This is a genomic window from Streptomyces sp. NPDC111628, assembly GCF_055635195.1.
Genome location: NZ_JBVKBZ010000009.1, coordinates 132902 through 156372 on the forward strand (window position 1 = coordinate 132902; position 23471 = coordinate 156372).

Consider the following 23471-nt stretch of genomic DNA (forward strand, 5'->3'; position numbering starts at 1 on the left):
GGACAGTTCGGCGCCGCGCATCGTCGCGACGACGTTGACGGCGAAGTGCGTGCCGCCCTTGATGTCGGCCGAGGCGACCTGGAGCCGGTCCGGGTCGGTGGGGGCGGAGAGGTCGCCCTCCTCGACCGGGTAGTTCTGGAAGACCATGGCGGTGTCGAAGAGTTCGCCGTGTCCGGCCCAGTGCTGGATGTCGGCGAGTCCGGGCCACTGGTGGTCCAGGAGGCGGGCCTGTTCGCTTTGGAGGCGGCGGAAGAGGTCGCCGAGGTGTTCGGCCTGGTCGAGGCGGGCGCGGACGGGCAGGGTGTTGATGAACAGGCCGATCATGGATTCGACGCCGGGCAGCTCGGGCGGGCGGCCGGAGACGGTGGCGCCGAAGACGACGTCGTCGCGTCCGGTGGCCTGGGCCAGCGCGAGGGCCCAGGCGCCCTGGACGACCGTGTTCATGGTCACGCCCTGACCCCGCGCCCAGGCCGACAGCGCGCCGCTGACCTCGGAGTCCACGGTGAAGGACACCTGCGCGGGAGCCGTCGACGCCGGACCGGCGTCCGGGGCGAGGAGGGTGGCCTCGTCGAGTCCGGACAGGGACCGCTGCCAGGCCTCGCGGGCGGCGTCCCGGTCGCGGGCGTCGAGCCAGGCCAGGTAGTCGCGGTAGGGACGGACCCGGGGGAGCGCGGAGGGGTCGCCTTCGGCGGCGTAGAGCGCCATGAGTTCGCGCAGCAGGACCGGCATGGACCAGCCGTCCAGCACGATGTGGTGGTTGGTCATCACCAGCCGGACGCGGTCGGCGGACAGCCGGATCGCCGTGAAGCGCAGCAGCGGAGGACGGCCCAGGTCGAAACGGCGGGCGCGGTCGGCGGTGGCGAGCCGGTCGGCCTCCGCCCGGCGCTCGCCCTCGGGCAGCGTGCTCAGGTCGGCGTCCTGCCACGGCAGGTCGACGTCGCGCAGGACCAGTTGGGCCCAGGCCCCGTTCTTGCGCTGCCGGAACCCGGCCCGCAGGTTGGCGTGGCGGCGCAGCAGGGCCCCGGCCGCCGCGCGCATCCGGGCGCCGTCGAAGGGGCCCTCCAGGTCGAAGGCCACCTGGCCGATGTAGAGGTCGGGCCCCTCGGTGTGCAGCAGCCCGAGGAACACGAAGCCCTCTTGCAGCGGGGAGAGCGGAAGGATGTCCTCGATCTTGCCGCGCGCACGGGTCGGTTGCTGGCTCACTGCTCAATCTCCCACTCGGACTCAAGGTCGGACTCGAATTCCTCGATCTCGGACTGGCTGAGCGAGCCGAGGGTCACGTCGGACGGGGTCAGGCCGCCGGTGCCGGCCCGGTCGGCCTGCTCCACCAGGGCTTCCAGCGCCCGGAACCATTGCTCGGCCAGGCGGCGGGCGTCGTGATCGGGGACCAGGCGGCGGGCGTAGGTCCACTCCGCGCGCAGTCGGGGGCCGTCCGCCCCCTCGTGGACGACGGCGCTCAGCTCCATCGCGTGGGCCATCGGTGCTGTGGGCCGCGAGGCGGCGAGACCACCGCCCGTCACGGTCCAGGGCTCCGGGGTGCCGGTGGTGGCAGGGGTGAGCCGGCGGCCCAGGTAGTTGAAGCCGAAGTCGGGCTCCGGAAGGCGCGCGAGGCGGGGCCCCGCGGTGGGGTTGAGGTGGCGCAGCAGGCCGTAGCCGAGGCCGTCGCCCGGTACGGCCCGCAGCTGTTCCTTCACCTGCTTGAGGCCGTCCCGGAGCGCGTCGCCGTCCTGGTGCAGCCGGGCCCAGTCGGTGATGTCCGGGGCCAGCCGCACCGGGTGGAGGGCCGTGAACCAGCCCGCCGTGCGACTGAGTTCGGCACCCGGCACCGCCTCCTCGTGCCGGCCGTGACTCTCCAGGTCGAGCACGACGGGCGCGTCCGGGTCCTCGTCCCGCCCGCGCCGCCACCCGGCGACGGCGAACGCGAAGGCCGTCAGCAGGACGTCGTGCACGCTCGCGTTGACGCCCCCCGGCATGCGCGTGAGCAGCGCCTCGGTCGTGTGCGGGGCCAGGTCGAGGCCGATGCGTCCGGCGTCGCCCTGGAGATCGCGCCCGCGGTCAAGGCGCAGGGTGCCCGCCCCCGCGAGCGTGTGCTCCCAGTGGGCGGTCTCCGCCTCGACGCGGGGGTCGGTGGCCAGCCGTTCCAGGGAGGTGGCCCACTGCCGCCAGGAGGTGCCGACCGGGGCGGGCTCCTCGCCCCGGTAGGCTGCGGCGAGGTCCGGTACGACGATGCTCCACGTCACCGAGTCGACCACCAGGTGGTGGGCGACCAGGATCAGCACGCCGTCCGTGCCGGATGTACCGTCCGTGCCGTCCGTTCCGGCGACCAGGACCGCCTGGAGCATGCGGCCTTCGGCCGGTGCGAGTCGGTCCCGCGCCGCGCACGCCACCTCCGCGAGCAGGGCGTCGCGCTCCTCGCCGGTGGCGCCGGGGGCCCGCGTGACGACGCGCAGGACGTCCGCGGCAGGCACACTGCCCGGGGCGCGTACCTCCGTGCTCCCGTCGGGCAGGACGTGCAGGCGCAGGGCGTCATGGTGGTCGAGCACACGTTGCAGGGCCGGGACGAGCCGGTCCCGGTCCACCGCGGGCGGCAGGGACACCACGACCGACTGGTTGAAGTCGTCGCCGCCCAGACCGAGTTCGGCGGTGCGCGCCATCACGGGGGTCAGCGGGGCGGGACCGTACGGCGGCACCTCTTCGGCCTCCGGAACGGAAGCGGCGTCGTCCCGGTCCGCCAGCGCGGCGGCCAGCCCGGCCGTCGACTGGTGCTCGAAGACGTCGCGGACGGCGAGGGCGAGTCCGGCGGCGCGGGCCCGGCTGACCAGCTGGATGGACAGGATGCTGTCGCCGCCCAGATCGAAGAACCCGTCGTCGACGCCCACCGCGGACAGGCCGAGCACCTCGGCGAAGAGCGTGCACAGCAGCTCCTCGGCAGGGGTGCGGGCGGCCCGCCCGGTGGACGCCGCCGCGTAGTCGGGCGCGGGCAGCGCCTTGCGGTCCAGTTTGCCGTTGACGGTCAGCGGCAGGGCGGCGAGGACCACGAATGCCGACGGCACCATGTAGTCCGGCAGCGCCTGGCGGGAGAAGGCGCGCAGTGCGTCCGGGTCCAGCTCGCCGTCCCGGCCCTCCGCGGCCACCACGTAGCCGACCAGGCGCCGGTCGCCGGGCCGGTCCTCGCGGACGACCACGGCGGCCTGGGCCAGCTCAGGGCGCGTGGACAGGACCGACTCGATCTCGGCCGGTTCCACCCGGAAGCCGCGGATCTTGACCTGGTCGTCGGCGCGGGCCAGGTACTCCAGTTCGCCCGCCGCGTTGTAGCGGACCAGGTCGCCCGTGCGGTACATCCGCTCGCCGGACCCGCCGTACGGATCGGCGACGAACCGCTCACTGGTCAGGTCGGGACGGTCCAGGTAGCCGCGCGCCAGACCGGAGCCGGAGATGAACAGCTCGCCCGGCACGCCGGCCGGCACCGGCTGGAGGTACCGGTCGAGGACGTAGGCCCGGGTGTTCCCCGTCGGCCGCCCGACCGGCAGGCTGCCGCGGGCCTCGTACGGTGCGGTGACCTCGTGCTGCGTCACGCACAGCGTCGTCTCGGTCGGCCCGTACAGGTGGCGCAGTACGACCCGCGGGTTGTGCGTGAGGACCCGGGCCACCGCGGCGGGCGAGACCACGTCACCGCCGGTCAGCACCTCCCGCACACCGGCGAAGCACTCCGGTGCCTCCTCCGCGACGACCCGGAAGAAGCCCGCGGTGAGGTGGATCGCGGTGATGTCGTGAGCGGTGATCAGGTCGGTGATCGCGGCCGGGTCCAGGTGTCCGGGTGGTGCCACGACGACCGTTCCGCCCGAGACCAGGGGCACCCACATCTCGTAGCAGGACACGTCGAACGCGTGCGGGGCGTGCAACAGCACCCGCTCGTGGACGCCCGGCCGCCAGCAGTGGTCGCGGACCAGGTCCACGACCCCGCGGTGGGTGACCGCGACGCCCTTCGGCAGGCCGGTGGACCCGGAGGTGTACATCACGTACGCGAGATCCTGCGGCCGCAGGCCCACGTCCGGTACGTCGTCGACGTAGCCGGATCCGGATCCGGATCCGGAGGACGTGGTGCCGTACGCGTCGACCACCATCACCCGTGCGCCCAGCTGCCCGGCCCGCGCCGCCTCGGCCCGGTCGGTGAGGATCAGCGTCGCGGCGGTGTCCGCCACCACGTGCCGCATCCGGTCGAGCGGATACGTGTCGTGCAGGGGCACGTAGGCGCCGCCCGCCTTGGCGATGGCCAGCGTCGCCACGACATGGGCGGGCGACCGCTCCATCAGCATGACCACCGGCGTACCCGGCCGCACTCCCTGCTGCCGCAGCAGCCGGGCCAGCCGGTTCGTGCGCACGTCGAGTTCGGCGTACGACACCGTCGTCCCGCCCCGCACCAGGGCGGGAGCCTCGGGCGTCCGGAGCGCCTGCTCCGCGAACAGTTCGGGCAGCGTCGCGTCCAGGCCCTCCAGCAGGGGGCCGGTCCCCCGGCCGAGCAGCGAGTGCCGTTCGGACCCGCTCAGCACCGGCACCCGGGACAGCCGCACCCCGGGGTCGGCGACGACCGCTTCCAGCGTCCGCATGAACCGCTCCACCAGGGACCGGGCCGTGGACCGGTCGAACAGGTCGGTCCGGAAGTCCAGCGCACCCGTCAGTCCGGTGCTCCGGCCCTCACCGTCCCGGACCTCGGCGAGCGCGAACGCCAGGTCGACCTTGGCCGCCCCGAGCCGGCTGCGCTCCGCGCCGACCCGCAGCCCCGGCAGCGCCAGCGAGGCGTCCGGGTCCGTCTCCGCCGTGCTCAGGATGAGCATCACCTGGAAGAGCGGGTGGTGCGCCAGCGTACGGGCCGGGTTCAGCGCCTCGACCAGCCGCTCGAAGGGGAGGTCCTGGTGCGCGTAGGCGGCCAGGTCGGTGCGGCGCGTCTGCTCCAGCAGCTCCCGGAAGGTGGGGTTGCCGCTGGTGTCGTTGCGCAGGACGAGCGTGTTCACGAAGAAGCCGACGAGGTTCTCCGTCGCGTCGTCGGTGCGTCCGGCGACCGGAGTGCCGATCGGGATGTCCTCGCCCGCGCCCAGCCGGGTCAGCAGTACCGCGAGCGCCGCCTGCACCACCATGAACGTACTGGAGTGCGTGGCCCTGGCCAGCTCGGTCAGCCGCACGTACAGGTCCGCGTCGAGCGAGAAGGCGACGCGGTCGCCGTCCTGGCTCGCCACGGCCGGCCGGGACCGGTCGGTGGGGAGGTCGAGCTGTTCGGGCAGGCCGCCGAGCTGCTGCTTCCAGTAGGCGAGTTGCCTGCCCGCGGGAGCGTCGGCGTCGGACTCGTCACCGAGGAGCTCCCGCTGCCAGAGCGCGTAGTCGGCGTACTGCACGGGCAGCGGCTCCCACGCCGGAGCGTCGCCCGCACAGCGCGCCGAGTAGGCGGCGGCGAGGTCGTGCCCCAGCGGGGTGCGGGACCAGGCGTCGGTGGCGATGTGGTGGATGAGGAGCAGCAGTACGTGCTCCTGCGCCGAGATCCGGAACAGCGTGGCCCGCACCGGGATGCCCGCCGTGAGGTCGAACGCGTGATGAACCCCTTCGGAGAGCACCGAGTCCAGCTCGCCCTCCCCGGTGTCGACCACGGCGAGGGGCAGCATTCCGGGCTCCCACGCGTGGATCACCTGACGGGGGCCCCGGTCGTCCTCGGTGTAGGTGGTGCGCAGGCTTTCGTGGCGGGCGAGGAGGTCGTTGAGTGCGGTGTGCAGGGCGTCGGGGTCGAGGGTGCCGGTGAGGCGGAGGGTGGTGGGGATGTTGTAGGTCGCCGACGGTCCTTCGAGCTGGTGGAGGAACCAGAGGCGTTGCTGGGCGTAGGAGAGCGGGATGCGCTCGGGACGCGGCCTCGCGGCGAGCGCGGCCCGCGCACGGCCGGCCCGGTCGAACGCACCCGAGAGCCCGGCGATCGTCGGCGTCTCGAAGAACTGCCGCACCGACAGTTCGACGCCGAGCGCGGTGCGGGCGCGGGAGACGAGCCGGGAGGCGAGGAGGGAGTGACCGCCGAGGTCGAAGAAGTTGTCGTCGATGGTGACGCGGTCGACGCCGAGGACTTCGGCGAAGAGGGTGCAGAGGATTTCTTCGCGGGGGGTGCGGGCGGTCCGTCCGGTGTTGGACGCCGTGTAGGCGGGTGCGGGGAGGGCGGCGCGGTCGAGCTTGCCGTTGGGGGTGAGGGGGAGGGCGTCGAGGGTGACGTAGGCGGAGGGGCGCATGTAGTCGGGCAGGGCGCTAGCCAGCGATTCCCGCACGGTGTTCTCGTCGTATTCGGTGGATGTGACCAGGTAGGCGATGAGGCGTTGGTCGCCGGGGGTGTCTTCGCGGAGTTGGACGGTGGCTTGGGTGATGCCGGGCTGTGCGGTGAGGGTGGCTTCGATTTCGCCGGGTTCGATGCGGTGGCCGCGGAGTTTGATCTGGTGGTCGGCTCGTCCGTCGTAGGTGAGGTGGCCGTGGTGGTTCCAGTGGGCGAGGTCGCCGGTGCGGTACATGCGGGCGCCGGGTGTGGTGCTGTGGGGGTTGGCGGTGAAGCGTTCGGCGGTGAGGGCGGAGCGGCCGAGGTAGCCGCGCGCCAACTGTTCACCGGCCAGGTACAGCTCTCCTGTGACGCCGGGGGCGACGGGGCGCAGGGCCGAATCCAGGACGTAGACCTGGGTGTTGGCGAAGGGACGTCCGATGGGGACGAGGCCTTCTTCCGTGCCGTCGAGGTGGTGGTCGGTGATGTTGACGGTGGATTCGGTGGGGCCGTAGGCGTTGATGATCTGGACGTGGGGGTGCTGGGTCCGCCAGGTGGCGAGGTGGTCGGTGTGGAGTGCTTCGCCGCCGAGGATGAGGGTGTGGGAGGGGGATGCCGTCTCGGGGAGTGTGGTGAGCAGGGGGAGGTGGCTGGGGGTGGCCTTGATCAGGCTGGGCTGGGTGTCCGACTCTTCGAGGCTGGTGAGGTGGACCGTGCCGCCGCTTGTCAAAGGCGTCCACAGGGCGGTGATGGTGAGGTCGAAGGCCAGCGGCGAGTGCAGGACGGTGGCGCCGGTCATGGCGGAGTAGGTGTTGCGGGCGCGGTGGAGGTAGGTGGCCAGGGCGTGGTGTTCGATGACGACGCCCTTGGGCCGTCCGGTGGAGCCGGAGGTGTAGATCATGTACGCGGCATGGCGTGCTGACCAGGGGCTACGACGCTCCGCATCCGTGAGCGGACCGTCGGGACGACTCGTATACGCAGCGGGGTCCACCGGCTCGGTGAGGGTCAGGGCAGGCTGGGCGTCCTCGCGGATGTAGGCGATGCGCTCGGCGGGGTAGTCCGGGTCGATGGGCAGGTAGGCCGCGCCGGTCTTCACCACGGCCAGCATGCTGATCACCGCGTCCAGCGACTTGGCCAGCGCGATCGCGACGAAGTCCTCCGCGCCCAGCCCCTCTTCCAGCAGGTGCCGGGCGAGTTGGTTGGCGCGCCGGTCCAGCTCGGCGTAGGTCAGGGAGGTGCCGTCGCACACCACCGCTACGGCGTCCGGCGTCAACCGGGCCTGCTCGGCGATCAGTTCGTGCAGCGGCGTCCCGGGAAGCTCGGTCGGGGCCCCGTTCCACTCCACCAGCACCCGCTCCCGCTCGACCGCGTCCATCAGGTCGACGGCACCGATCGGCCGGTCCGGGGCCGTGGTGACGGCCTCCAGCACCCGCAGGAACCGGTCCGCGATCGCCTGGGCGGAGTGTCGGTCGAGCAGTTCCGTACTGAAGTCCAGCGCCGCTTCGATGCCTTGTGGACGGCGAGACGTGTCGAAGGACTCCGCGAACCCGAAGGAGAGGTCGAACTTCGACGAGGTCCGCTGGACCTCCCGGAGCGCGACGGTGAGCCCCGGAAGCTCGGAGATGTCCTTCAGCGCGCCCTCGTGGTCCGTGTTGTTGAAGGTCAGCAGAACCTGGAAGAGGGGGTGATGGGACAGCGTGCGGGCCGGGTTCAGTGCCTCGACCAGCCGCTCGAAGGGGAGGTCCTGGTGCGCGTAGGCGGCCAGGTCGGTGTCCCGCACACGGTCGAGGAGCCGGCGGAAGGTCGGATCACCGGACGTGTCCGTGCGGAGGACCAGTGTGTTGATGAAGAGCCCGATCAGGTCGTCGGCGGCGTCGTCGGTGCGTCCGGCGACGGGGGTGCCGATCGGGATGTCCTCACCGGCGCCGAGACGCGTGAGCAGGACGGCGACCGCCGCCTGGATCACCATGAAGGCACTGGTGTTGGTGGCGCGCGCCAGCTCCGTCAGCCGCGTGTGCAGCTCCGTCGGCACGGTGAACGGAACACGGTCCCCCGAGTACCCCGCGACGGCTGGTCGGGGCCGGTCGGTGGGGAGGTCGAGCTGTTCGGGCAGGCCGGCGAGCTGCTGCTGCCAGTAGGTGAGCTGGCGGCCCGCGAGGGTTTCCGGGTCGGTGTCGTCGCCGAGGATCTCCTGTTGCCAGAGCGCGTAGTCGGCGTACTGGACGGTGAGCGGGGCCCAGGTGGGCGCCTCGCTGCGGACGCGGGCCGCGTAGGCGGCCGTGAGGTCCTGGGCCAACGGGGCGCGGGACCAGGCGTCACTGGCGATGTGATGGATGAGGAGCAGCAGCACGTGCTCCTGCTCCGACACCCGGAACAGCGACGTGCGCGCGGGAAGTTCCTGCGCGAGGTCGAAGCAGTGGCCGACGGCTTCGTCGAGCCGGTCGCCGATCTCCTCCTCGGCCACGTCGACGACGGTGAAGGGCGTCGAGGCGGCCTCCACAGGCAGCACGATCTGGTACGCGCCTCGCTCGTCCTCGGTGAAGACCGTCCGCAGGCTCTCGTGCCGGGCGACGACGTCACCGATCGCCGCGCGCAGGGCCTCCACGTCGACCGTGCCGCCGAGCCGCAGCGTGAGCACGGTGTTGTAGGTCGCCGACGGTCCTTCGAGCTGGTGGAGGAACCAGAGGCGTTGCTGGGCGTAGGACAGCGGGACGCGCTCCGGACGCGGCCTCGCGGTGAGCGCGGTACGGACGGTGCCCGACGCGTCGAGGGCCTCGGCGAGACCCGCGACGGTCGGCGCCTCGAAGAGCTGCCGGATGGACAGTTCGACGCCGAGTGCGGTGCGGGTGCGGGAGACGAGTCGGGTGGCGAGGAGGGAGTGTCCGCCGAGGTCGAAGAAGTTGTCGTCGATGGTGACGTGGTCGACGCCGAGGACTTCGGCGAAGAGGGTGCAGAGGATTTCTTCGCGGGGGGTGCGGGGGGTTCGTCCGGTGGTGGTGGTCGTGTAGGCGGGTGCGGGGAGAGCCGTGCGGTCGAGTTTGCCGTTGGGGGTGAGGGGGAGGGCGTCGAGGGTGATGAGTGCGCTGGGGACCATGTAGTCGGGCAGGGCGTTCGTCAGTGCGTCCCGCACGGTGTTCTCGTCGTATTCGGTGGATGTGACCAGGTAGGCGATGAGGCGTTGGTCGCCGGGGGTGTCTTCGCGGAGTTGGACGGTGGCTTGGGTGATGCCGGGCTGTGCGGTGAGGGTGGCTTCGATCTCGCCCAGTTCGATGCGGTGGCCGCGGAGTTTGACTTGGTGGTCGGCTCGTCCGTCGTAGGTGAGGTGGCCGTGGTGGTTCCAGTGGGCGAGGTCGCCGGTGCGGTACATGCGGGTGCCGGGTGTGGTGCTGTGGGGGTTGGCGGTGAAGCGTTCGGCGGTGAGGGCGGGGCGGCCGAGGTAGCCGCGCGCCAACTGCTCTCCCGCGAGGTACAGCTCTCCCGTGATGCCGGGGGCGACGGGGCGCAGGGCCGAATCCAGGACGTAGACCTGGGTGTTGGCGAAGGGCCGTCCGATGGGGACGGGGCCGTCAGGGGTGTCTTCGCTTACGTGGTGGTCGGTGATGTTGACGGTGGATTCGGTGGGGCCGTAGGCGTTGATGATCTGGACGTGGGGGTGCTGGGTCCGCCAGGTGGCGAGGTGGTCGGTGTGGAGGGCTTCGCCGCCGAGGATGAGGGTGTGGGTCGGGGATGCTGTGTCGGGGAGTGTGGTGAGCAGGGGGAGGTGGCTGGGGGTGGCCTTGATCAGGCTGGGCTGGACCTCAGCCTCCTCCAGACTGGTCAGACGGACGGTCCCGCCGGCGGTGAGGGGTGTCCACAGGGCGGTGATGGTGAGGTCGAAGGCGAGCGGGGAGTGCAGGACGGTGGCGCCGGTCATGGCGCTGTAGGTGTTGCGGGCGCGGTGGAGGTAGGTGGCCAGGGCGTGGTGTTCGATGACGACGCCCTTGGGCCGTCCGGTGGAGCCGGAGGTGTAGATCATGTAGGCCGCGTGCCGCGCTGACCACGGTCCACGACGCTCCGCATCCGTGACTGCCGCGACGGAGTGCCCGGCGTACCGCTCCACGGGTACCGGCTCGGTGAGGGTCAGGGCGGGCCGGGCGTCGTCGAGCATGTAGTGGGTGCGCTCGGCGGGGTAGTCGGGGTCGATGGGCAGGTAGGCCGCGCCGGTCTTCAGCACGGCCAGCATGCTGATCACCGCGTCCAGCGACTTGGCCAGCGCGATCGCGACGAAGTCCTCCGCGCCCAGCCCCTCTTCCAGCAGGTGCCGGGCGAGTTGGTTGGCGCGTCCGTCCAGCTCGGCGTAGGTCAGGGAGGTGCCGTCGCACACCACCGCTACGGCGTTCGGCGTCAACCGGGCCTGCTCGGCGATCAGTTCGTGCAGCGGCGTCCCGGGAAGCGCGGTCGGGGCCCCGTTCCACTCCACCAGGACCCGTTCCCGCGTGGCCGGGTCGAGGGTGTCCAGGTGGGCCACGGGACGGTCCGAGTCGGTGGCCAGTGCTTGCAGGACCCGCAGCATCCGGTCCGCCAGCGAGCGGACCAGGTCGCCGGAGCAGGCGTCCGCGCGGTGGTCGAGGCGCAGCCGCAGGGCGTCGTCGCGGGTGTGGGCGACGAGGTTGACGGCGAAGTCCGTGCTCTCGACCGCGTCGAAACCGGCCACCCGCAGTCCGTCGAGCTGACGGCTCGTCGTGTCGGCGCTCACCGGGTAGTTCTGGAAGACCATGGCGGTGTCGAAGAGTTCGCCGTGTCCGGCCCAGTGCTGGATGTCGGCGAGTCCGGGCCACTGGTGGTCCAGGAGGCGGGCCTGTTCGCTTTGGAGGCGGCGGAAGAGGTCGCCGAGGGGTTCGGCCTGGTCGAGGCGGGCGCGGACGGGCAGGGTGTTGATGAACAGGCCGATCATGGATTCGACGCCGGGCAGCTCGGGCGGGCGGCCGGAGACGGTGGCGCCGAAGACGACGTCGTCGCGTCCGGTGGCCTGGGCCAGCGCGAGGGCCCAGGCGCCCTGGACGACCGTGTTCATGGTCACGCCCTGACCCCGCGCCCACGCGGACAGGGCCGCCGTGGCGTCCCGGTCCAGGCCGAACGGGATGCTCAGCGGGGCCGCCTCGGCAGGGCCGGCGTCCGGGGCGAGGAGGGTGGCCTCGTCGAGTCCGGACAGGGACCGCTGCCAGGCGTCGCGGGCGGCGTCCCGGTCGCGGGCGTCGAGCCAGGCCAGGTAGTCGCGGTAGGGACGGACCGGGGGGAGGCTCACGGGGTCGCCGCCGGAGACGTACAGCTCGGTCAGTTCCTGCCAGAGCAGCGGCATGGACCAGCCGTCCAGCAGGATGTGGTGGTTGGTCATCACCAGCCGGACGCGGTCGGCGGACAGCCGGATCGCCGTGAAACGCATCAGCGGCGGGCTGGTGAGGTCGAAGCGGCGTTCGCGGTCCCCGGTCGCCAGCCGTCCGGCCTCCGCGTCCCGCTCCGCCTCGTCGGCGCGGTCGGTCAGGTCGTACTCGCGCCAGTCCGGTTCGAGCTCGGCGGGTACCACCTGCACCCACGCGCCGGACGCCGTCTGCCGGAAACCGGCCCGCAGGTTGGCGTGGCGGCGCAGCAGGGCCCCGGACGCCGCACGCATCCGGGTGGCGTCGAAGGAGCCCTCCAGATCGAAGGCGAGCTGGCCGACGTAGACGTCGCGGGCGCTCTCGTCGTACAGGTTGAGGAAGAGGAAGCCCTCCTGGAGGGGGGCGAGGGGCAGGATGTCCTGGAGGCCGGGGACGGTGTGTTCCAGGTCCTCGATCTCGTCCTGGGCGAGGGCAGGGTGGGCGATGTCGGAGGGGGTGAGGCCGCCCGCGCCGGGCTGCCGGGCCTCCTCGACGAGGCGGCGCAGCAGCCGGAACCAGGTGTCGGCCAGCCGCTGGGTGTCCTCGGGCTCCAGCGCGGTGCGGGAGTACGTCCAGCTCGCGCGCAGCCGCGTGCCGTCGGCGGTCTCCCGGGCGACGGCGTTCACGTCCACGGGGTGGGCCAGGGGCATGGCACCGTCGATACCGGCGACGTCGCCGCCCTCGATGGTCCAGGGGGCCTCGTCGGTGCCCTCCTGGCCGATCCGGCCGAGGTAGTTGAAGCCGAATTCGGGGAGGGGCAGCGCGGCGAGGGCGTCCCGGGTGCGGGGGTTGAGGTGGCGCAGCAGGCCGTAGCCGAGGCCGTCGCCGGGGACGGTGCGCAGCTGCTCCTTGACGGTCTTCAGCGCGCGGAGCGCCGACCCGTCCCCGGAGGTGGTGCCGGTGGCAGAGACGGCGGGTGGTGCGAGGCGGACGGGGTACATCGACGTGAACCAGCCGGCCGTGCGACTGAGTTCGGCGCCCGGGACGGCCTCCTCGTGCCGGCCGTGGCTCTCCAGGTCGAGCACGACGGGGGCGTCGGGTGTTTCGGGGGCCTCGCCGCGTCCGCGGCGCCAGGCGGCGACGGCCAGGGCGAAGGTGCTCAGGAACACGTCGTTGACCGTGGCGTGGCAGACGCCGGGGACCCAGGTGAGCAGGGCCTCGGTGGTGTCCGCGTCGAGTTCGGCGGTGATCTCGCCCGCGGTCGCGTGGGTGTCCCGTGCGGGGTCCAGGCGGAGCGTGTGCGGGGTGTCGCCGAGGACCTGGCGCCAGTGGTCCAGCTCCTCCTCGGTCCGCGGTTGCCCGGCCAGGTCGGAGAGGGACAGCGCCCAGTGCCGCCACGGGGTGCCCACCGGGGCGAGGGTCTCGCCCGCGTAGGCGGCCGCCAGGTCGGGGACCAGGATGCGCCAGGTGACGCCGTCCACGACCAGGTGGTTGGCGACCAGGACGAGCAGCCCGTCCCGGTCGGCGCCCCGGTCGAGCCAGACGGCCTGGAGCATGCGGCCGTCCGCCGGGGCCAGGCGGTCGCGGGCCGCCCGTGCCTGCTCGGTGACCGCCGAGCGCACGGCGGACTCGTCGAGGCGTACGGCGTCGAAGCGGACCAGGCAGTCGGCCGGTGTCACCGAGCCCGGCGGCGGGATCTCGATGGTCCAGTCGTCGGCCACCCGCATGCGCAGCGCGTCGTGCCGCTCGAGCACGGCCCGCAGGGCGGTGTCGAGCGCGTCGGGGTCGAGGGCGGCGGGCACGCGCAGGACCAGTGACTGGTTGAACGCGGCCAGGCCGGAGCCGAGACCGGCGAACCAGCCCATCATCGGGGTGCGCGGCGCGGGGCCGTCGGCGGGCACGTCGGAGTCCCGCGCCGCGGGGTCTCCGGCGGGTGCGGCGGCGGCCGACCGGGCGAGCAGCGCGGGCGTCTGGTGTTCGAAGACGTCCCGCACCGACAGCACCAGGCCCGCCGCGCGGGCGCGGGCGACGAGCTGGATGGAGAGGATGCTGTCCCCGCCCAGGTCGAAGAAGCCGTCGTCGACGCCGGCCGGCTCCACGCCGAGGATCTCGCCGAACAGCCCGGTCAGCAGCCGCTCGCGCGGGTCGCGGGCGGCCCGGCCCGAGGCGCGGGCGGAGTAGTCGGGGGCGGGCAGGGCCTTGCGGTCCAGCTTGCCGTTGAGGGTCAGCGGCAGCGCGTCCAGCACCACGAACGCGGTCGGGATCATGTGGTCGGGCAGGGTCTCGCGCAGTGCGGCGCGCAGTTCGGCGGTGTCGACGGTGGTGCCCGGCTCGGGTACGACGTAGGCGACGAGCCGCCGGTCGCCGGGCCGGTCCTCGCGGACGATCACGGCCGCCCGCGCCAGGTGCGGGCGTTCGGTGATGACCGCCTCGATCTCGGTGGGCTCGATCCGCAGGCCGCGGATCTTGACCTGGGTGTCGGCGCGTCCCAGGTACTCCAGCTGGCCGTCGGGCCGCCAGCGGACCAGGTCGCCGGTGCGGTAGAGCCGGCTGCCGGGCTCGCCGAAGGGGTTGGCCACGAACCGTTCGGCGGTCAGCGCGGGGCGGTCGTGGTAGCCGCGGGCCAGATGCGCTCCGGCCGCGTACAGCTCGCCGGGCACTCCGGGCGGGACCGGACGCAGCGCCGCGTCCAGGACGTAGACGGCGCTGTTGGCGACGGGGGAGCCGATGGGCGGGACGAGGGGGCCGGACAGCGGGCCGCTCATGGTGGAGCAGACCGTGGTCTCGGTGGGACCGTAGGAGTTCAGCATCGTACGGCCCGGCGACCAGCGCTCCACCAGCTCGGGCGGGATGGCCTCGGCGCCCACGACGAGGGTCAGCCCGTCGGGCAGCGAGCCCGGCGGCAGGAGCCCGAGGACGGACGTGGTCAGGCTCAGATGGGTCGCCGCGTGCCGGGTCGCCAGCTCCGCCAGCTCCGGTCCCGGCGTGGTCTCCCCCGGCGCCACGACCAGGGTGGCCCCGGTGAGCAGGCCCATCGCCAGCTCCCAGAACGAGGCGTCGAAGCTCGGGGAGAGGTGCTGGAGGATCCTGCTGCCCGGGCCCGCCGCGCAGTCGCGGGTGAAGATGTCCAGGAGGCCGGGCAGCCCGGTGTGGGTGACGACGACGCCCTTGGGGCGGCCGGTCGTTCCCGAGGTGTAGATCATGTACGCGGGGTGCTCGGGGCGCAGCGGTACCGGCCGGTCGGGGTCGGTGACGTCCTGGCCGGGGAGTGCGGCGAGGGTCGCGGCGGTCTCAGGGGTGTCGAGCAGGAGGACCGGCGTACCGGTCTCCGGGAGGCCCGCGGCCAGGGCGGACGTGGTGACGATCAGGGTGGGCGCCGCGTCCCCGACGAGGTGGGTGATCCGTTCGGCGGGGTGCGCGGGGTCCACCGGCAGGTAGGCCGCGCCCGCCTTGAAGGCGGCGAGCGCCGAGACGACCAGGTCGGCGGAGCGGGGCAGGGCGACCGCCACGAACCGCTCGGGACCCGCGCCCCGTTCCAGGAGGGCACGGGCCAGCCGGTTGGCGCGCTCGTTCAGTTCCCCGTAGGTCAGCGCGCCGTCGGGTGTCCCGGCGCCGGCCGTCTCGACCGCCGGGTGGCCGGGGCGCTCGGCGGCGTGCCGGGCGACGTGGTCGGCGAAGGTGCCCGCCACCGGCCGGCGGGGGGTGTCGTTCCACTCGGCCAGGACCCGCTCCCGTTCCCGGGGGCCGAGCACGTCGACGTCGCCGATGCGCCGGGCCGGGTCGGCGACCAGCGCGTCCAGCAGCCGCAGGAACCGTTCCACCAGCAGCGTGACGGTGCCCTCGTCGAAGAGGTCCGCGCTGTACTCGGCCGCGCCCACCAGCCCGGCGGGGGTGCCGTCGGCGTCGCGGTGCTCGGCGATCTCCAGGGCCAGGTCCAGCTTGGCGACACCGGTGGCGACGTTCAGCAGCCGCACGCCGAGGCCCGTGGCGGAGAGCGCGGCCAGGGCGTCCTGCTGGGTGGTGTCCAGGCTCAGCAGCACCTGGAACAGCGGGTTGTGGGAGAGCGACCTGGTCGGGGAGAGGACGTCCACCAGGTGCTCGAACGGCAGGTCCTGATGGTCGTAGGCGGTCAGGTCGGTGTCGCGGACCCGGTCGAGGAGTTCGCGGAAGGTGGGGTTGCCGCCGGTGTCGGTGCGCAGGACCAGGGTGTTGACGAAGAAGCCGACGACCTGGTCGACGGCGTCGTCGCCGCGGCCCGCCACCGGGGTGCCGAGCGGGACGTCCTCGCCCGCGCCCATCCGGGTCAGCAGGGTTGCCAGCGCCGCCTGGAGCACCATGAAGACACTGGTGCGGGACTCCCTGGCCAGCTCCGCCACGCCGAGGTGCAGGGGCGCGGGGACGGTGAGCGGCACGCGGCCGCCGCGGTGCGAGGCGACGGCGGGCAGCGGGCGGTCCGCGGGCAGTTCGAGCCGGTCGGGCAGCCCGGCCAGGGCCTCCTTCCAGTGCGCGAGCTGCCGTCCCGCCGGGCTGGTGGCGTCGGCGGCGTCCCCGAGCGCGGCGCGCTGCCACAGGGCGAAGTCCGCGTACTGCACGGGCAGCGGCGCCCAGTCGGGGACGTGACGGGCCGCGCGGGCCGTGTAGGCGGCGGCCAGGTCGCGGATCAGCGGGCCGAGGGACCAGCCGTCACCGGCGATGTGGTGGACCATCAGCAGCAGGACGTGCTCCCGCGCGCCGAGCCGGAACAGCTCCGCCCGCACCGGGATGTCGGTCGTCAGGTCGAAGCAGTGCCGGGCGGCCTCCTCGAGGCGTTCGTCCAGCCGGTCCCCGGTGATGTCGGTGACGTCGGTGACCGGCAGTTCGAAGCGCACACCGGCGGCGTCGAGCACGGTCTGCCGGGCGCCGTGCCCGTCCTCCGCGAAGACGGTCCGCAGGCTCTCGTGGCGCGTGACGACGTCCTGGAAGGCCGTGCGCAGCGCCCCGGGGTCCAGGTCACCGGTCAGCCGCAGCGCGCCGGTGATGTTGTACGTGGGGGAGGGGCCCTCCAGCTGGTGCAGGAACCACAGCCGCTGCTGGGCGTACGACAGCGGCAGCCGCTCCGGGCGCTCACCGGCCGTCGGGCCGGTGCCGGACCGTTCGGCGCCGTCGAGGGCGGCGGAGAGCCCGGCGACCGTGGGGGTCTCGAACAGCCGCCGCACGGACAGCTCCACGCCGAGGGTGCTGCGGATGCGGCCGGCCAGCCGGGTGGCGAGCAGGGAGTGGCCGCCGAGGTCGAAGAAGCTGTCGTCGACGGTCAGCCGGGGCACCCCGAGCACCTCGGCGAACAGGGAGCAAAGGATCTCCTCGCGCGGGCCGCGCGGCGCGCGTCCGGTCACCTGCCCCGCGTGGGCGGGGGCGGGCAGCGCCTTGGTGTCGAGCTTGCCGTTGGGCGTCAGCGGCAGCACGTCCAGGGCGACGAACGCCGACGGCAGCATGTGGTCGGGCAGGTGCCCGGCCGCGTGGTCGTGCAGCGTGCGGGCCGTCGCGCCGGAGCCGGTCACCACGTACGCGACGAGCCGCGGGTCGCCCGGGACGTCCTCGCGCGCCACCACGGCCACGTCGTCGACGGCGGGGTGGGCGGCGAGCACGGCCTCGATCTCGCCGGGCTCGATGCGGAAACCGCGGATCTTGACCTGCTGGTCGGCGCGGCCCAGGTAGTCCAGGCCGCCGTCGGTGCGGCGCCTGGCCAGGTCGCCGGTGCGGTACATACGGCTGCCGCGCTCGCCGAAGAGGGCGGCGTACGGGTCGGCGGGGAAACGGTCCGAGGTCAGCGCCGGGCGGCCCAGGTAGCCGCGGGCGAGGCCCGCACCGGCCACGTACATCTCGCCGGTGACGCCGGGAGCGGTGGGGCGCAGCCGGTCGTCGAGGACGTAGACCCGCAGGTCGGGGATGTTGACGCCGATCGTGCTCGCCGAGGCGGCGGCCGCGGTGGCCCGGTCCAGGGCGAAGTGCGAGACGTGGACCGTGGTCTCGGTGATGCCGTACATGTTGACCAGGGCGGGTGCGTCCTCGGCGTGCCGCTCGTACCAGTCGGCCAGCCGGGACAGGTCCAGGGCCTCACCGCCGAACACCACGGTGCGCAGGGCGAGTTCCGCGCCGTTCTCCCGATCGGCGGCGGCCAGCTGGTGGAAGGCGGACGGCGTCTGGTTGAGGACGGTGACGCGTTCGCGCGCGAGCAGGGAGAGGAAGGCGGCGGGGTCCCGGGTGACGTCGTGCGGGACGACGACGAGCCGGCCGCCGTGCAGCAGCGGACCCCACAGCTCCCACACCGAGAAGTCGAAGGCGTAGGAGTGGAAGAGCGTCCACACGTCGCGCTCGTCGAAGCCGAACCAGGGCGCGGTGGCGGAGAAGAGCCGTACGACGTTGCCGTGCGGCACCGCCACGCCCTTGGGGCGGCCCGTCGAGCCGGAGGTGTAGATGACGTACGCCGTGTCCCTCGGGTCCAGCGGCCTGACCCGCTCGCCCTGCGCCAGGTCGGTGGCGGGGAACGCGTCCGCCGGGTCGCCGCCCGTGGTGCCGCCGTCCGCCCCGGTGGGGGCGTCGAGGACGATGCGGGGCACCTCGTGGGCGGGCAGCCGGCCGGCGGTGGCGCGGTCGGTGAGCAGGGCCGCGGGCGCGGAGTCGGACAGTGCGTGGGCGAGCCGGTCGGCGGGGTATCCGGGGTCGAGCGGCACGTAGGCGGCGCCCGACTTGACCACCGCGAGCAGGGCCACGACCAGTTCGACGGAGCGCGGCAGGGCCAGGGCGACCAGCGCGTCGGGGCCGATCCCGCGGGCGGTCAGCAGCCGGGCCAGGCGGTTGGCGCGGGCGTTCAGCTCGGCGTAGGACAGCGAGGTGCCCTCGAAGGTCAGCGCGGTGCGGTCCGGGTGCCGGGCGGCCTGCCGCTCGAACAGCCCGGGGAGCGTGGCCGGCACCGGCGCGGGTGAGGCTGGCGCGGGGGAAGTGGGCGCAGGTGAAGCGGGCGCAGGTGAAGTGGGTCCGGTACCGGGCCGGTTGGCGGCCACCAGCAGGTCGTGCTGCTCGCCGGGGAGGAGGACGTCGAGGTCGCCCAGGCGCATGCCGGGGTCGGTGGCGACCTGCGTGAGCAGCCGCAGCAGCCGCTCGGTGAGGGCGCGGGCGGTGCCGGCGTCGAACAGCTCGGTGCTGAACTCCACCGCGAGGTCGAGACCGGCCTGCCCGCCCGCGGCGTCCCGCCGCTCGTCGAAGGCGAACACGAGGTCGAACCGGGACAGTCCGGTGTGCACGGGCAGCCGCGACGTCGTGATCCCGGGCAGCCGGCCCAGCTCGCCGAGGGCGTCCTGCTGGGTGGTGTCGAAGGTCAGCATCACCTGGAACAGCGGGTGGTGGGAGGTGGCCCGGTCCGGGTTGACCGCCTCGACGAGCCGCTCGAAGGGCACGTCCTGGTGGGCGTAGGCGGCCAGGTCGCGCTCGCGGACGCGGGAGAGCAGCTCGCGGAAGGCCGGGTCGCCGCCGGTGTCGGTGCGCAGCACCAGCGTGTTGACGAAGAAGCCGACCAGGTTCTCCACGGCGGCGTCGGTGCGGCCCGCGATGGTCGAGCCGATCGGCACGTCCTCGCCCGCGCCGAGCCGCGTCAGCAGCCCCGCCAGCGCGGCCTGGAGCACCATGAAGACGCTGGTCCCCGTCTCGGCGGCGAGCGCGGCCAGGGAGCGGTGCAGCCCGGCGGGCACGGTGACGTCCAGGCGCGCGCCGGAGTTGTCGCGGCGCACCGGTCGCGGCCGGTCGCTCGGCAGCTCCAGCCGTTCCGGCAGCCCGGCCAGGGCCTCGCGCCAGTGGGCGAGCTGCCGGGCACCCTCACCGCCGTCCTCGCCGTCCTCGGCGCCCGCGCCGTCCCCGTCGGCGCCGAGCAGGTCACGCTGCCACAGCGTGTAGTCGGCGTACTGCACCGGCAGCGGCGCCCAGTCGGGGGCCGTGCCGGCGGTCCGGGCGGCGTAGGCGGTGCCCAGGTCACGGGCGAGGGGCGCCAGCGACCAGCCGTCGCCCGCGATGTGGTGCAGGACGAGGAGCAGCACGTGCTCCTCGGGCGCCACCCGCAGCAGGGTGGCCCGCAGCGGTACGTCCCGGGTCAGGTCGAAGGTGTGCCGGGCGGTGCGCGCGAGGTCGGCGGCCAGCCGCTCCGGGGCGCTGTCCAGCGTCTCCAGCAGGGGCACGGCCCGCTCGGCGGACAGGATCACCTGGTGGGGGCCGTGCGCGTCCTCGGCGAAGACGGTGCGCAGGCTCTCGTGCCGGGCCACCACGTCGCCGAGGGCCGCGGACAGCGCGGCGCCGTCCACCGGGCCCGCCAGCCGCAGCGCGGCCGGGATGTTGTAGAGCGGCGAGGGCCCCTCGTACTGGTGGATGAACCACAGGCGCCGCTGCGCGAAGGAGAGCGGCAGGCGGTCGGGGCGCGGCCGGGCGGTGACCGCGGCACGGGCCCGCCCGCCGTCCGTCAGCGCGGGCGCCAGCTCCGCCACGGTCGGCGCCTCGAAGACGCGCCGGATCGGCACCTCCGCCCCGGCGGTGGCACGGATGCGGCTGATCAGCCGGGTGGCGAGCAGCGAGTGGCCGCCCAGGTCGAAGAAGCTGTCGTCGACACCGACCTCGGCCACGCCGAGCACCTCGGCGAAGAGCGTGCACAGCAGCTCCTCGCCCGGCGTGCGCGGCGCCCGCCCGCCGGAACGCGCGGTCTCCGCGGGCGCGGGCAGGGCCCGCCGGTCGAGCTTGCCGTTCGGCGTGACGGGCAGCCGGGGCAGACCGACGAAGGCCGAGGGCACCATGTACCCGGGCAGCACCTCCCGCAGCCGCGCGGCGAGCACACCACCGTCCGGGCCGGGGTGCGCCCCGGTCCCCGTCCCGGCGTCCGCTCCGGCGTTCGCCGCCGTGCCGTCCGGCCCGGGGTGGGTCCCGGTGTCCGCAGGGGTGTCCGTGAGTGTGTCCGGGTTCCGCGCCGGCACGGTGTAGGCGACCAGGCGCTGGTCGCCGGGGCGGTCCTCGCGCAGGACGACGGCGGCCTGGGCGATCTCCGGCTGCCGTACGAGCGCGGCCTCGATCTCGCCGAGTTCGATGCGGAAGCCGCGCAGCTTGACCTGGTGGTCGGCGCGCCCGAGGTAGTCGAGGCTGCCGTCGTGGTTCCAGCGCGCCAGGTCGCCGGTGCGGTACATCCGGCTGCCGGGCGCGCCGTGCGGGTCGGCGGTGAAGCGCTCGGCGCTCAGCGCGGGGCGGCCCAGGTAGCCGCGGGCGAGCTGCACACCGGCGATGTACAGCTCGCCGGGCGCCCCGGCCGGGACCGGGCGCAGCGCGGCGTCCAGCACGTACATCCGGGTGTTCCACACCGGCCGTCCGATCGGCACCGGTCCGTCGCCGGTGTCCTCGGCGCACGGCCAGTACGTCACGTCGACGGCGGCCTCGGTGGGCCCGTACAGGTTGTGCAGCGGCACCTCCGACACGGCCCGGAAGCGGGCCCGCAGCTCCGCCGGGAGCGCCTCGCCGCTGCAGAACACCCGCCGCACCGGCGTCGCACCGCCCAGCGCGGCCGCGGCGGGCTCCCGCAGGAACACGTCGAGCATCGACGGCACGAAGTGCAGGGTGGTCACGCCCTCGCGCCGGACGGTGTCGGCCAGGTAGGCCGGGTCCGTGTGGCCCCCGGGCCGGGCCACGACCAGGGTGGCGCCCTGGACGAGCGGCCAGAAGAACTCCCACACGGACACGTCGAAGCCGGACGGCGTCTTCTGCAGCACCCGGTCGGACGGCTCCAGGCCGTACGTGTCCTGCATCCAGGCCAGCCGATTGACGATCGCCCGGTGGGGGATCACCACGCCCTTGGGACGGCCGGTGGACCCCGAGGTGTAGATGACGTAGGCGGGGTGGCCGGGGTCGGGCACCGCCCGCGGGACGGTGACGGGCGGGGCGGCCGGCCCCGCCGCGGCCGGCTCGTCGAGCAGCAGCCGCGGCGTGCCGTCCGCGGGCAGCCGCTCCGCCGTGTCCCGGGTGGTCAGGACGAGCATCGCGCCCGCGTCCCGCAGGATGTGCGCGATGCGCTCGGCCGGATAGCCGGGGTCCACGGGGACGTACGCGGCACCCGACCTGAGCACCGCGAGCAGCGCCACCACCAGCTCCGCGGACCGCTCCACGGCGACCGCGACGAACCGTTCCGGGCCCGCGCCCCGCGCCGCCAGCGCACCGGCCAGCCGCTCGGCGCGGGCGTCCAGTTCGGCGTACGTCAGCGAGGTGCCCTCGTACACCAGGGCCTCGTGCCCGGGCGTGCGGGCGGCCCGCGCGGCGAACAGCTCGGGCAGCGTGGTCTCCGGGACCTCGTGGGCGGTGTCGTTCCAGCCGTCGAGGACCCGCTCCCGCTCGTCCGGCGTCAGCAGGGCGACTCCGTCGACCGTGGCGGCGGGGTCGGCCGCCAGCTCCGCCAGGAACCGGACGAAGCGTTCCTGCAGCGCCGTCAGGTCCTGGGCGCCGTACACCTGCGGGTTGCCCTCGAAGTCGACGCGCAGGCCGGACTCGGGGGTGCCGGTCAGCACGATGTTCAGGTCGTCCGTCGGACCCGAACTGATGCTGCGCATCAGGCCGACCGGGCCGCCGAAGTCCACCGGCCTGATGTACGGCATGACGTTGACGGTGGGCCCCGACACCCCCGCGCCGCCCAGCTCGCGGTCGAGGTCCTCGCCGCGGAAGCGGCTGTGCGCCAGCAGGCCGCTCATCGCCTCGGACACGGTCTCGACCACCCGCGCGAAACTCTCGCCGGGGCGCACCGCCAGCCGCAGCGGCAGCCGGTTGGAGACCATGCCGGGGGTGATCCGGGCGTTCGCGCCGTAGCGCCCGGTGACCGGCACCGACACCACGAGGTCCCGGGCGCCCGTCGTCCGGTGCAGGAAGGCGGCCACACCGGCGATGACCACGCGGGCCCAGTGCGCACCGGTCGCCTCGGCGGCCCGGCCGAGCACCTCCGTGCGCTCCGGGGGCAGGCCCAGGCTCGTCACGGTCGGCGCGAGGACCCGGCCGCCGCCGCGCCCGGTGAGCGAGACGGGCTCGGGGCGGTCGGCGAACAGGCCGGTCCAGTAGGCCCGGTCCCGCTCGTACCGCGCCGACGCGCGGTAGGCCTCCTCGCCCGCGACCATCCGGTCCGTGTCCCCGAAGGCGGCCGCGGGCACCGCACGCCCGTCCCGCAGCGCGCGGTACACCTCGGCCAGCCGCTCGTAGAACAGGGCCATGCTGGTGCCGTCGATCACGATGTGGTGGACGCCCAGGTAGTACAGGTGCCGTCCGCCGCCGAGCGTGAACAGCGCGTGGCTGCTCAGACCGGGCCGGTCCAGGGGCAGCGGCGTCGCGCGGTCCCGCTCCATCCACCGCTGGGCCTCGCCCTCGGGGTCCTCGTGCCCGGAGAGGTCGATGTGGCGCAGCAGTACGGGGGTGTACGGCACCCCGTCCGGGTCCTCGACGGCGTCCGAACCCTCCGGCGCGGGCGGGCAGTACGCGCGGTACGGCCGGCCCTCCTCGTCGGTGAGGAAGCGCGAGCAGAGCGTCTCCGTCCCGGCCACGGTGTGCCGCAGGGCCGCGCTCAGCACCGCGTGGTCCAGCGGTCCGTCGATCTCCAGGCAGGAGCCGGTCCGGTAGTGGGCGCCACGCGGGTCCAGCTGCTGGGCGAGCCACACCTCGTGCTGCGCGCTCGTCAGACCGTGCCGAAGCGAAGAGTTCTCAGACACCTGTCTCCTCACAATGCAAAACAAACAAGATGTGTGCTCGTGCGGCATTTACCGGACGGCATTCAATTGAGAGCGAACTGGGACGCTAGCAAGCCTGCGACGAGCTGGTCAATATAC

General features: G+C 73.8%; 2 protein-coding genes (1 of these 2 cut by a window edge). Both read right to left on the reverse strand.

Translation table 11 applies throughout. The features are described 5' to 3' along the window. A protein-coding gene (locus ACZ7MF_RS38275) for a non-ribosomal peptide synthetase (protein WP_471482749.1) crosses the window boundary here: on the reverse strand, positions 1–1203 show its beginning. The gene continues 9837 nt to the left of window position 1, outside the view; the window shows 1203 of its 11040 coding nt (coding positions 1–1203); it begins with the start codon at positions 1201–1203; the stop codon falls past the left edge of the window. Next, positions 1200–23354 (reverse strand): non-ribosomal peptide synthase/polyketide synthase, encoded by a 22155-nt coding sequence (locus tag ACZ7MF_RS38280; protein WP_471482751.1) that lies wholly within the window; start codon positions 23352–23354, stop codon positions 1200–1202. Before ACZ7MF_RS38280 ends, ACZ7MF_RS38275 begins: the two co-directional genes overlap by 4 nt. Between the last annotated feature and the right edge of the window lie 117 nt (positions 23355–23471).